This window comes from Aeromonas sp. R7-2 (genome assembly GCF_040908105.1).
In the GTDB taxonomy this organism is placed as follows: Bacteria; Pseudomonadota; Gammaproteobacteria; order Enterobacterales; family Aeromonadaceae; genus Aeromonas; species Aeromonas caviae.
The window spans coordinates 1-12,407 of the sequence record NZ_JBFODC010000026.1; the positions used below are offsets into that span (position 1 = coordinate 1).

Sequence of the window (12,407 nt, forward strand, 5' to 3'; positions counted from 1 at the left end):
CTGACCCCATGCCGAACTCAGAAGTGAAACGCTGTAGCGCCGATGGTAGTGTGGCATTCGCCATGCGAGAGTAGGACACTGCCAGGCACCCAATTAAACGGTGATGTGAAGAATCACATGGCTGGCTGCGAGGATGACACCTCACAAACAAGCAGCAAAAGATTTAGCGAAAGCTAACCGAATGCGGAGCGGTAGTTCAGTCGGTTAGAATACCGGCCTGTCACGCCGGGGGTCGCGGGTTCGAGTCCCGTCCGCTCCGCCACTAAATTGAAAGGCCTTCCCTGACGGGAAGGCCTTTTTGCTTTCTGACATTTACCCAATCCCTCATCCTCAGTGCCAGGTGGCTTGGCCGGGTTATCCTCATTTCCCTACACGACCATCTCCGCCTTGCCGAATGGCATCCACGCTTCATTCGTGGTCACACATATAGACAGTTCAGGGATGACTCAACAATCTGCCTGGCGGATCAGAAGCCAGTGGCCATTGTTACCTGGAATCAGTCGCCAGGAGCACTCTGGCTGGTTGGCCGCGGCTGATCTGCTGCGCTCTGAGGGCCTAGTGGATATCGCTGAGTATAGATGAGGGAGGGCGGAGGAAAGGCAAGGAGCGCTACTGTGGCTGCCTCTGGTGGGTATACAAACAGGTTATCAGTGATGCAGATGGCGTGATGTAGGCAGGATCGCTCAGGCTGATTCCATTTTCTGTTGTGTCGCGGGCATGGGGTGCACAAAAGAAAAGGGGACAGCAGATGCTGTCCCCTCAAGTCATTTCGTCCATTCCCTGAACTGCCATGCTCCCTGCAATCCTTGACGCTATCCTTTCCTTTGGAAATTCCCCTTCCCAATCCGTTGGGGTGTCCTGTGGCCTTCCTAGCCTGGCAATCTGTCCTGATTGCTTCACCCTCTCCTTCCTGGAGGTGTCCATTACCACATCCCGTGGTGTTCCTGCGTCATCCTGACTGATAACCATCCTGGCTATCACGCTTCATCTTGAAGCTGTTCCTGACCGCGTCTTGCGGTGTCCTTTCATCCTTGATGAGCGACAATCCGTGCCACTCAACCTCATCCCGAGGTATCCAACTACCGCATCCTGCGGTTGTCCTGTCGATCCTTGTGATAACCATCCTGGCTATCAACCCCATCCCGAGGTGTTCCTTGCCCACATCCTGCAGGCTATTCCTTGTTTATGCGCTGTTTCTGCATCCTGCCGAATCAGCTCGTCCTTGTGAGACCCATACTAAGGCAATTGCAGGCTCGAACAAGGTGTGCAATCGGATTGAGCTCCGTGACATGTGGTACAGAAATGGGCTGGCGTGGAATATTATCTATGTTTATCAGTTATTTAGATAGTTTCCGTGGAAAGCATACCCAGTGCGGGATGGCTTCACGTACGGTTCAACACTGAGGGGTCTTACAGGGGGAATGGCAGATCTCTTACAAGCAGAAATCGGTAGGAAAACGATGGTACAGCCGCTTCAATCAGGGGTGTAAGAGTTCAAAATTAATTGAATACTTATGCTTTAAAAGTAGACAAAAGCCGAGATAAATCTCGGCTTTGTATTGTCTGCTGGTTTCTTTAGCTGACCCTTGTCCCAGGAGTCGGGTAGGCCTTGCGCAGTGATTCGGGTGCAAGCACCTCCAGGTTGCCGCTCATGTTGTTCAGCCAGGAGCGGAACTCGGGCGTATCCTGCACTTCAGTCTCCACCACCACGCTGCGCTTGTCGTAACGGGTCATACGCGGGTTATGTCCCGGGATTTGTCCATCGATCAGGGTCGGGCAGTTGGCATCGATGCGCCCGACGAAGCGGATCGGACCGCTGACGTCCTGATAGCCCTGGTCGCGGATCAGCTTCTGGATATTGAAGTCCTTCGGCTGGGTCGCGCTGAAGTTGGTCAACTCCACGTTCTTGATGTGATCGAACGGGATACCGTAGACCTTGGGATCCAGCTCGGACAGGGTACAGAGCAGGATGGGGCCATCGGGTTGGTTCAGGATGCCGAGGGGATTGATGCGGTCATAGCAGAGCCAGACAGTACGCTCCTTGATGACACGCTGGATCTCGGCGCTGAACTTGCGGCCACGCCAGAGGGCGTCGCGGATCAGGGTGCTGCGGCGGATCTCCGGATTGCCGGCGAAGGGGCGAGGTGACTGGTGCACGCTCTCCAGCCAGCGCTCGGCCAGTTCGCTCTGGCTGTCGCGGATCACCTGGCCAGCCTTGTCGATCAGCGGGTTCAATTCGGTCAGCACGCTTGCCGGCAACAGTTGGCTCGCCTGGTCGCTCCAGGTTTTCAGGGCCACTGCCAGCGAGAGCGGCATGATGTTGGCAAAGTCATTGAGACCATGGCGCTCGAAGCACCAGCCATGAGGCTTGCTGCGCTCATCGGAGGTGAGGTCGAACAGCCCCATGCCGGACATCTCTTCCAGGTCCCGTTGCACGGTACGGAGACTGACGTGAATGCCTTCCTCTTCCAGTTTTACCTGGAGTTGGCTGGCGGTCAGCTTGTAAGGGCGGTGCGGGATGCAACGCGCCAAGGTCAGTTGTCGTAACAGCTTCTTACTCATGGTGCATGCCTTCACTGGTTTAGCGTTGAGTGTATCCTAGCCATGGTCTGCGACAGTCTATGTCGCAAGTTTTGCTGCGACAACTGTCGCCATTTTCATACATGAAGAAACAAAGCATTGATAAATAAAACAAAATAACAATGGAAAGGGGTTGTTTGAGCCCTTTTTTTTATTGAAAACAAGCCTTGCGAGAATGCTCGCGACCAGGGTGACTGGAAGGAAATGGAAGCAGTAAGGAGGGGGAAGTGGGAAGGAGGTGAGGGACGGGCCCCCACCTCGACACGTCGTTATGCCAGCCAGGACCAGGCTGATTTGGTGATGGCTGCCCCCACCATGTAGCCGAATACTGCGAGAGCGGCCACCCCGGCCACCAGCTTCTGGCCGCGGGCAGGGCGCTTGAGTGCCATGACGCCCAGGCCGATGTAGATCACCAGGGCAATCAGCTTGGCCAGCAACCAGGGCTGCTGGCCAGGGCTGATCTGCAGGGTCACCGCCAGCAGCACGCCAAACAGCAGCAGGAAGGTGTCGTTGATGTGGGGCAGCACCTTCAACCATTTCTGTTGCAGCCGCCCGCTGCCCGCCAGCGCCAGGCTCCAGCGGTAGAGGAAGAGCAGCAGGCTGACCAGGGCCAGGGTCATGTGAAGGTGTTTGAGCATGGGGTAATAGGCAATCATGTTGCTTCCTTGTCGTTGTCGGGCAGACCGCTGTTCCATTGATGGGCGTGGGTACGCTCCTGTCCTTCCTGATCGTCTTGCAGCAGGTCGGAGAGGATGTCGCGGTATTGCAGGCTCTTGTTGATATAGGTGTGCTCGTCGTCCAGGTAGTTGACCTGTTCCCGCAGCAGCCGGTTGTCATACTGCTTGAACATCTGTCCCGCACGCCAGGCCTGATTGGCCCTGAACCCCAAGAGGGTGAGTGCTTCTACCCCAAGATCCACGGCCGATCCCAGGGTTTCGCGGTGCACGCTGTCTATCCCGTGGCGCAGGATCTCGTGGGCATGGGGTCTGTCCTGGGCACGGGCCAGTATTCTGAGGTGCGGGAAGTGCTTTTTCACCATCTCGATCACTTCGAGGGAGGTGGCCGGGTCATTGAGGGAGAGCACCAGCAGTTTGGCCTTGTGGGCGCCGGCCGCGTGCAGCAGATCGAGTCGGCTGGCATCCCCATAAAACACCTGGTAGCCGTACTTTCGCAGCATCTCTATCTGGCTAGCATCCTGCTCCAGGATGGTGGTGCCAATACCGTGGCCGTGGAGCAGACGCCCCACTATCTGACCGAAGCGACCGAAGCCGGCGATGATGACCGGGTGTTCCACCAGCTCGGGCTGTTCGTGTTCGGGGGTGTCGCTCTGGTTGCGGTAGTCGAACCAGGGCTGGATCACCCGATCGTTGAGGATAAGCAGCAGCGGTGTCAGCGCCATGGAGAGGGCGACGACAAGAGTCAGCAGTGAGATGGTGCTGCCCGGCAGTACCTTGTTCTGGGCGGCGAACGAGAACAACACGAAGGCGAACTCCCCGCCCTGGGCCAGGGCCAGGGCGAAGGTCCAGCGCTGGTTCGGGGAGAGGCGAATGACAAAGCCGAGCCCCATCAGCACCAGCCACTTGAGCACCATCAGACCGATCACCAGTGCCGGGATCAACAGGGGATGGGCGGCAAAGAGGCTGAAGTCGATGCCGGCACCCACCGACATGAAGAAGAGGCCGAGCAGCAGCCCCTTGAACGGCTCTATGTCTGCTTCCAGCTCGTGGCGGTATTCGCTGTCCGCCAGCACCACGCCGGCGAGGAAGGAGCCGAGGGCGGGGGAGAGGCCGACGGATTCCATCAGCACGGCGATGGCGATCACCAGCAGCAGGGCGGCAGCGACGAAGATCTCCCGCATGTGGGACTGGGCGATGGCGCGAAACACCGGCCGCATCAGGTAATGACCACCCAGCACGATGCCGGCGATGGCGGCCACCACCAGCAGGCCGTGCTGCCAGCCTGCCAGCTCCGAGTTGCCGCTGCTGGCGACCGGTGCGATGGCCAGCAGCGGCAGGATCGCCAGGATGGGGATGACGGCGATGTCCTGGAACAGCAGCACGGCGAAAGCGGAGCGGCCGCTCTCGCTCTGCATCAGTTTGCGCTCCTGCAGGCTCTGCAGCACGATGGCGGTGGAGGAGAGCGCAAGAATGAGACCGATGGCGAGCCCCTGCTGCCAGGGCAGACCCAAAAGATAACCCACCCCGGTCAGGGCGACACTGGTGAGCAGCACCTGCAGGCCACCGGTGCCGAGGATGGGCCCTTTCAGTTGCCACAACAGGGCCGGGCGCAGCTCCAGACCGACCAGAAACAGCATCAGCACCACCCCGAACTCGGCGAAGTGCATCACGTCTTTCTGCTCGCCCACCAGACCAAGCAGGAAGGGACCTATGATGATCCCCGCCAGCAGGTAGCCAAGGACGGAGCCCAGCCCCCACCGCTTGGCCAGCGGGACGGCGATCACCGCCGCCGAGAGGTAGATCAGGGCGTCAAACAGCAATCCATGTCCCATCAGCGGCTCCTCCTTAACATGATGAATGCCGGTGAGGGCTGGCCGGGCCTGCGCCCGGATCGAGTGTGTGTCATGGGAGTACCCCCAGCAGATCGCGCAGATAGGGGCTCTCGGCCAGCTGGGCCGGGGTCAGCTGTTCGTCACGCAGGGCGCACAGCAGTTGGCGATAGTCCTGGCCGCAGCGGCGCAGCGCCTCGGGATCCTCGAGTTTGTGGAAGGAGTGCAGCACGAAAGGGGGCAGCCAGCGCATGCCGCACAGCTGTGCGGTCTGCTGGAAGGGGAGCAGGAAGTCGAGCAGCGGGCGCTGGTTGTAGCCGGCTCGGCAGTAGGATTCGGGGCCGCCCCCCGTGGTGATGGCGCTGAGCCACTGCTTGCCGTTGAGGGCGTGGGCCTCGGGGCCGTAGGCATAGCCGTACTCCAGCACCAGGTCCATCCACTCTTTCATGATGGCCGGGCAGGAGTACCAGTAGAAGGGGTGCTGGAAGACGATGATGTCGTGCTCCGCCAGCAGGGCCTGTTCCCGTTTCACGTTGATGAACATGTCCGGATAGCGCTGGTAGAGATCGTGCAGGGTGATCCCCTCCAGCCCCTCGATGGCGTGCAGCAGTTGCTTGTTGGCCCGGGAACTCTGCAGTGCCGGGTGTGAAAAGATGACCAGAATGCGTTTCATGGGATTCCTGAAGAGGGTCTGCTGCCGGCACATGCGACAGACTGTGAGCTGAAACGTTATCAAGAAGCTCCCTGGCCCGCCAGTTCCGGGATCAGTGCGCGCAGCGCCGGATTCAGGGTCTGGTGGGCGGGGTAGCAGAGGCCGATGCGGCGGAACATCCGGGGGCCGCTCACGGGCAGGGTGCACAGGCCCGCTTCGTCCTCCACCAGCCCGTCGGGCAGGAAGCTGATGCCCACTCCGGCCAGCACCAGCGCCATCACCAGCCCCTTGCTCTCGGCCTTGGCCACCAGATTGAGGGTGAGCCGGTCACAGGCCAGCAGGCCTATGGTTTGTTGATGGGCTTCGCAGGGGGGACACTCAATGAAATCATGGTGTTGCAACTCAGCCAGCTCGATACGCGCCCTGCCCGCAAGAGGGTGTCCCCTGGGAACGCACAGCACGTACTCCTCTTCCCAGAGCGGCAGGAAGATCTCGTCCTCCCGGCGCAGGGCATCCAGGGTCAGCCGGCAGTCGGCCGGGGTGCCGTAATCGGAGAGGGTGAGATCCAGCTCGGGCAGCACCCCCTGCACCCGCCGAAGCAATCCCGCCAGCCGACGGCGGCTGAGGTCGGGCATGATGGCCATGTTGAGTCTCGCACGCGTCGCCTTCTGGCGAAACAGAGTCGGCAGGCGACGCGCCTCTTCCACCAGCTTGACGGCGTGGGGATAGAGATAGTGGGTCGGATCCTTCGCTTCCACCCCCTTCTTGCCCCGGATGAAGAGGCTGTCCCCCAGGCTCTCTTCGAGCTGGCGAAGGCCGGCGGAGAGGGAGGGTTGGCTCACGTGGCAGCGGGCTGCCGCCGCCGTGATGTTCTTCTCTTCATAGATGGCGATGAAGAAGCGCAGCAATCTCAGGTCCAGCATGGGGATACCATAGTTAATTCAGATGATAACCAGCGGAAAACTATATTTATCGCCGATGGATGTAGCGACTATAGTGACTGGGTCCCGTGCTGGCCAGCCCTTGTTTGACGCCCATTTCAACGCATCAGAAGGAAAACTCCATGTCCAAGTCCCTCGTGGTGATCACCGGCGCGTCCGCCGGGATCGGTGCCGCCATTGCCCGCGCCTTCTCCGCCGCCGGCCATCCGCTGCTGTTGCTGGCCCGCCGGGTCGAGCCCATGCAGGCGCTGAACCTGCCCGATACCCTCTGCATCGGGGTCGATGTCACCGACACCACCGCCATGAAGGCCGCCGTGGCGCAGGCGGAGGTGCAATTCGGCCCGGTGGGATGTCTGGTCAACAATGCCGGCGTCATGCTGCTGGGACAGGCCGACGTGCAGGATCCCGCCGAGTGGCAGCAGATGCTCAACATCAACGTGATGGGGGTTCTGAATGGCGTGCATACGGTACTGGCCGGCATGAAGGCCCGCCGCAGCGGCACCATCATCAACATCAGCTCCATCGCCGGTCGCAAGACCTTCCCGAACCATGCCGCTTACTGCGCCACCAAGTTCGCCGTTCACGCCCTGACCGAGAATATCCGGGAAGAGGTGGCCGATGTGGGCGTGCGGATGGTGACCATCGCTCCGGGCGCGGTGGAGACCGAGCTGCTCAGCCACACCACGGACGAGAGCATCAAGGCGGGCTATCACGACTGGAAGGATCAGATGGGAGGCGTCATTGCACCCGAGGTGATCGCCGACGCCGTGCTCTACGCCTGGCTCCAGCCGGCCAACGTCTGCGTGCGGGAGATCGTGCTGGCGGCCACCCGCCAGCAACCCTGATGCAGACGGGGGAGGGGTTGACCCTCCCCCTGGGCCAAGGGTTACCATAGGCCCTCTTTCGTCATTGAGTCGTCTCATGGTCCTGACCCGTCGCCAACTCGCTCGCGCCCGCCGCTGGCTCCCCCTGTGGAGTCTGGTGCTGGTGCTGATGTCGTTTGGCAGCCGGGCGGCCACCGATCTCTGTACCCTGACGCCCCATTGCAGCCAGAGCGAGCGTACCCTGGAAAAAGCCATGCCCTGCGGCAGCTTCACCTCGGCGCTCGCCATGACGGTGCTCACCAGCGACAGCCTGATGGTTGCCTGGCTTGAGCCTGACAGGCCGACGTACCTCTCTCCCTCTCTGTTCATGCCGGAGGCGCCCCTGGAGCGTCTCGAGCGTCCGCCCCGTCACCACGGCTGAGTCGAGTTTCCCTTTCCGGGCATTTCTTCTTAACCGAGGTGAGATATGTACAAGTCCCTGTTACTGGCCGTGCTGGCCGGTACCGTCAGTGTTTCTGCTCTGGCAACCGGGCAGATGACCGTCTACAAGTCCCAGTATTGCGGTTGCTGCAAGACCTGGATCAAGCACATGGAAGAGAACGGCTTTGAGGTCAAGGTCGTGGAAACCGAGCAGCTTGACCCGATCAAGCAGCAGCATGGCATCACCCCGCAGCTGGCCTCCTGCCACACCGGGGTGGTGAACGGCTATGTGGTGGAGGGGCATGTGCCCGCTGCCGACGTGCAGAAGCTGCTCAAGGAAAAACCGGCGATCCGCGGTCTGACCATTCCGGGGATGCCCCAGAGTGCGCCGGGCATGGATATTCCGGGTCAGCCCTATCAGGTGCTGAGCATCAGTGACGAGGGCGCGACCAAAGTCTGGTCGAGCTACCCCGGCTGATGGATGCTGACCGTGAGCAGACACACTTCCATCATGTGAGGCACACCTGAGCGAACCCGTGTCGCTCACGGTCAGGGAGGAGGGCCGCCATCGCGAGATGGCGGCCCTTTTTCGTCGATTTGGGGGGGAATGTCCGGGGAGCCCTTGCAACCCCGGGCGACAAGGGGCAGATTGATCGCCAATTTTTATTTTCTCAGGGACGCTTTTCCCGCTGCCTGCCGGTGTGCCGTCTGGATGCGTGCAGCACCAGCGGGAGGGGCGGCCCTGTGACAGCGCAAAGGATGCGACATGTTCACCTTTTCCCGGGGGTTGCTGCTGGCTTGCCTGCTTGCTGCGCCCTGTTCCCATGCCAACGAAGAGTCCGCCATGCCTACAAGCGATACTTCCACCCAGCCTGTCATTGTCCCCCCGGTGGCTGCCAAGCACCCCCATACCCTGAAAAAACACGGGGACACGCGCGTCGACAACTACTACTGGCTGCGTGACGACGAGCGGCAGAAGCCCGAGGTGCTGGACTATCTCAAGGCCGAGAATGCCTACACCGAGGCCATGCTTGCACCGATCAAGCCGCTGCGCGAGCAGCTCTACAAGGAGATGGTGGCCCGTATTCCCCAGCAGGACGAGTCTGTCCCCTATGTGAAGAACGGCTACCGCTATCAGACCCGTTACGAGCCGGGCAAGGAGTACGCCATCTACTCCCGCAGCAAGGTGGAAGGGGACGGGGCGCCCGCCCTGCTGCTGGATGGCAACCAGCGCGCCGAAGGCCACGAGTTCTATGCCCTGGGGGCGCTCGAGGTGAGCCGCAACAACCGCTGGCTGGCGGTGGCGGAAGATTATCTCTCCCGCCGTCAATATAGGATCCAGTTCCTCGATCTGGAGAGCGGCGCCTGGGCCGCCGACACCCTCGAGAACACCTCCGGCAACCTGGTGTGGGCCAACGACAGCAAGACGGTCTTCTACGTGCGCAAGCACCCCAAGACCCTGCTGCCCTACCAGGTCTATCGCCACGAGCTGGGCACGGATCCCGCGAAGGATACCCTGGTCTACGAGGAGAAGGACGACTCCTTCTATGTGAGCCTCTACGCCACCACCTCGGAAGATTTCATCGTCATCTCCCTCTCCAGCACCACCACCAGCGAGGCGCGCCTCATTGATGCCAATGTGCCGGGCCAGACGCCACGCCTGTTCCTGCCCCGCCAGGTGGATCACGAATACAGCCTGGATCACTACCGCGGTCGCTTCTATGTGCGCTCCAACAAGGACGGCAAGAACTTCGGCCTCTATGAGACCAAGGAGAGTCCGGTGGATCGCTGGAAGGCGGTGATCGCCCCCAATCCGGACGTGCTGCTGGAGAGCTATGCCCTGTTCAGGGACTGGCTGGTGCTGGAGGAGCGCAGCCAGGGGTTGACCCGGTTGCGCCAGGTCAACTGGCAGAGCGGCGAGCAGAAGGAGATCGCCTTCGACGATCCCGCCTATGTCACCTGGCTTGCCTACAACCCGGAGCCGGACACCAGCGCCCTGCGCTATGGCTACTCCTCCATGACCACGCCGTCCTCCACCTACGAGCTGGACATGGACAGCGGCAAGCGGACCCTGCTCAAGCAGCAGCCGGTGGCGGGCTTCGTGCCTGCGCAATATGCCAGCGAGCGGCTCTGGATCACCGCCCGTGACGGCGTAGCCGTGCCGGTGTCGCTGGTCTATCGCAAGGACAAGTTCAAGAAGGCAGGGGGTGGTGCAGGCACCAATCCCCTGCTGGTCTACGGCTATGGCTCCTACGGCGCCAGCATGGACCCGGACTTCAGCAGCTCACGCTTGAGCCTGCTGGACCGGGGCTTCGTCTACGCCATCGCCCATATCCGGGGTGGCGAGGAGCTGGGCCGCACCTGGTATGAAGAGGGCAAGCTGCTCAAGAAGCAGAACACCTTCAACGACTTCATCGACGTGACCGAGGCGCTGGTGGCGCAAGGCTACGGCGCCAGGGATCAGGTCTATGCCATGGGAGGCAGCGCCGGCGGCCTGCTGATGGGGGCCGTCATCAACCAGGCGCCCCAGCTCTATCGCGGCGTGGTGGCCCAGGTGCCCTTCGTCGACGTGGTCACCACCATGCTGGACGAGTCCATTCCCCTCACCACAGGGGAGTATGACGAGTGGGGCAACCCGAACAAGAAGCGCTACTACGACTACATGAAGGCCTACAGCCCCTACGATCAGGTCAAGGCCCAGGCCTACCCGAATCTGCTGGTGACCACGGGGCTGCACGACTCCCAGGTGCAGTACTGGGAGCCGGCCAAGTGGGTGGCCAAGCTGCGTGAGCTGAAGACGGACGACAACCAGTTGCTGCTCAGCACCGACATGGAGGCCGGTCATGGCGGCAAGTCGGGCCGTTTCAAGGCCTATGAGGACATCGCCCTGGAGTTCGCCTTCATTCTGGAGCTGGCTGGCAGCAAGGCGTGATGGCCGGGCCCAAATGAAATCAGCTTGTTACCAAACCCCGTTCCGGCAGCCCCGGATCGGGGTTTTTGCATCTTGGCGACAAAAGCGTCATTAACGTCGTGTTTATGCTGTTCAGTATGCATTTCGCAATATAACGGACCAGGTTTCTAATCCTTGCCAGTCAAGGGTTGCGAAAGAATCTGGGCGTGCTTTTTATTGCTTCCCTTTGATAGTTCATGTAATTAATCTGCCCTTGAGAAATGAATGATCCGCTTCAAACTTCTCGCTATTTAAATCCGCCATTTTGCTGTTTTGTTTGATTTATGTTGGTGTTATGTGCTTAATCGGAGCGTTAATGCTTTTGAACTGACCCGTTTCTGGTCAGATCACCTCCGATCGGCATGACGCTGATTATCTCACCGCAGGATGATGGTGGCTTCTGGAAGGGCGCGTGCTGCTCGACCATTTCCTCGTACGAGGTCGTATAGGCGAACCCAGTCTTGGTGCGGGTCTGTCTCATATTCTCCCGGGAAACGGGTGAAATAAATCAATGAAAAGGATGAAGAACATGAAAGGATTATCCTTGGCGTGCGCCTTGTCGGCGGCTCTGGTCGGTGTGTCGTTTGGTGGTCCGGTGCAAGCGCAGGAGCGCTTCGTGACCATAGGCACCGGCGGTCAGACCGGCGTCTACTACGTGGCGGGCCAGTCCATCTGCCGCTTCCTCAACCGCGGCGCCGCCGATCACCAGATCAAGTGCAACGCCCCGGCCAGTGGCGGCGGTGTTGCCAACGTCAACGGCATCCGCTCCGGCGAATTCAACTTCGGCATCATGCAGTCCGACCACCAGTACAAGGCGATGAAGGGCGTCGAGCCGTTCAAGGCCGAAGGTCCGATGGATGACATCCGCGCCGTCTTCTCCCTGCAGAGCGAAGTGTTCACCATCCTGGCCCGCAAGGACGCCAAGGTAGCCAGCTTCGACGACCTGAAGGGCAAGCGCGTCAACATCGGCAACCCGGGTTCCGGTCAGCGTGACACCTTTGAAGAGATCATGACCGTGAAGGGCTGGGACAAATCCGCCTTCAGCCTGGTCTCCGAACTGAAACCCGCCGAGCAGGCCTCTGCCCTGGGTGACAACAACATCGACGCCATGAGCTACTTCGTCGGCCACCCGAACGGCGCCATCCAGGAAGCCTCCACCACCACGGACACCGTGCTGGTACCGGTCACCGGCCCCGAGATCGACAAGCTGCTGGCCGAGAAGAGCTACTACAGCAAGGCCGAGATCCCGGGTGGTCTCTACAAGGGCAGCCCGAACCCGACCCCGTCCATCGGTGGCAAGGCGGTGCTCTCCACCAGCGCCAAGGCTGACCCGGAAGTGGTCTACCAGCTGGTCAAGTCCGTGTTCGACAACCTGGACCGCTTCAAGCGCCTGCACCCGGCCTTCGCGGATCTGAAAGAAGCCGACATGATCAAGGTGGGTCTCTCCGCTCCGCTGCATGAAGGCGCTGTGCGTTACTACAAGGAACGTGGCTGGATGTAATCCGGCTGCGTCTTCGGATGTGCCCCGGACTCG

Annotated in this window: 10 protein-coding genes and 1 tRNA gene; 6 read left to right on the forward strand and 5 right to left on the reverse strand. The window is 60.6% G+C overall.

Going from position 1 to position 12,407, the window contains the following annotated elements; translation table 11 throughout:
• Positions 1 to 185: 185 nt before the first annotated feature.
• Positions 186 to 262: transfer RNA gene (locus AB5Y47_RS10720), tRNA-Asp, on the forward strand.
• Positions 263 to 1,575: 1,313 nt separating this feature from the next.
• Here AB5Y47_RS10720 and AB5Y47_RS10725 read toward each other — a convergent pair.
• The 5 genes from AB5Y47_RS10725 to AB5Y47_RS10745 all read right to left on the reverse strand — a co-directional run bounded on the left by AB5Y47_RS10725 (position 1,576) and on the right by AB5Y47_RS10745 (position 6,661).
• Positions 1,576 to 2,562 (reverse strand): YafY family protein, encoded by a 987-nt coding sequence (locus AB5Y47_RS10725; protein ID WP_029313511.1) that lies wholly within the window; start codon positions 2,560 to 2,562, stop codon positions 1,576 to 1,578.
• Between the two features lie 287 nt (positions 2,563 to 2,849).
• Entirely contained in the window at positions 2,850 to 3,236 is a 387-nt protein-coding gene (locus tag AB5Y47_RS10730) for a SirB2 family protein (protein ID WP_368220223.1), read from the reverse strand.
• The gene (locus tag AB5Y47_RS10735; protein WP_368220224.1) at positions 3,233 to 5,089 is read right to left on the reverse strand and encodes a monovalent cation:proton antiporter-2 (CPA2) family protein; all 1,857 of its coding nucleotides are present in this window, start codon (positions 5,087 to 5,089) and stop codon (positions 3,233 to 3,235) included. The genes AB5Y47_RS10730 and AB5Y47_RS10735 overlap by 4 nt, the downstream gene beginning before the upstream one ends.
• Before the next feature lie 70 nt (positions 5,090 to 5,159).
• Complete coding sequence (locus AB5Y47_RS10740; RefSeq protein WP_039040395.1) at positions 5,160 to 5,759, reverse strand: NAD(P)H-dependent oxidoreductase; 600 nt, start codon at positions 5,757 to 5,759, stop codon at positions 5,160 to 5,162.
• A 59-nt stretch (positions 5,760 to 5,818) separates the two neighbouring features.
• On the reverse strand, positions 5,819 to 6,661 hold the full coding sequence (locus tag AB5Y47_RS10745; protein WP_368220225.1) for a LysR family transcriptional regulator: 843 nt from the start codon (positions 6,659 to 6,661) through the stop codon (positions 5,819 to 5,821).
• A gap of 140 nt (positions 6,662 to 6,801) precedes the next feature.
• Between AB5Y47_RS10745 and AB5Y47_RS10750 the strand changes: the two genes are divergently transcribed.
• The 5 genes from AB5Y47_RS10750 to AB5Y47_RS10770 all read left to right on the forward strand — a co-directional run bounded on the left by AB5Y47_RS10750 (position 6,802) and on the right by AB5Y47_RS10770 (position 12,374).
• On the forward strand, positions 6,802 to 7,524 hold the full coding sequence (locus tag AB5Y47_RS10750) for an SDR family oxidoreductase (RefSeq protein WP_049637324.1): 723 nt from the start codon (positions 6,802 to 6,804) through the stop codon (positions 7,522 to 7,524).
• A gap of 76 nt (positions 7,525 to 7,600) precedes the next feature.
• Positions 7,601 to 7,924: a hypothetical protein gene (locus AB5Y47_RS10755; protein WP_049637323.1), complete on the forward strand. Its 324-nt coding sequence runs from the start codon at positions 7,601 to 7,603 to the stop codon at positions 7,922 to 7,924.
• 45 nt (positions 7,925 to 7,969) lie between these two features.
• Complete coding sequence (locus AB5Y47_RS10760) at positions 7,970 to 8,401, forward strand: DUF411 domain-containing protein (protein WP_049637322.1); 432 nt, start codon at positions 7,970 to 7,972, stop codon at positions 8,399 to 8,401.
• A gap of 288 nt (positions 8,402 to 8,689) precedes the next feature.
• Complete coding sequence (locus AB5Y47_RS10765; RefSeq protein ID WP_049637321.1) at positions 8,690 to 10,855, forward strand: oligopeptidase B; 2,166 nt, start codon at positions 8,690 to 8,692, stop codon at positions 10,853 to 10,855.
• A 547-nt stretch (positions 10,856 to 11,402) separates the two neighbouring features.
• Positions 11,403 to 12,374, forward strand: coding sequence for a TAXI family TRAP transporter solute-binding subunit (locus tag AB5Y47_RS10770; protein ID WP_029313514.1), 972 nt, complete (start codon positions 11,403 to 11,405; stop codon positions 12,372 to 12,374).
• Positions 12,375 to 12,407 lie beyond the last annotated feature (33 nt).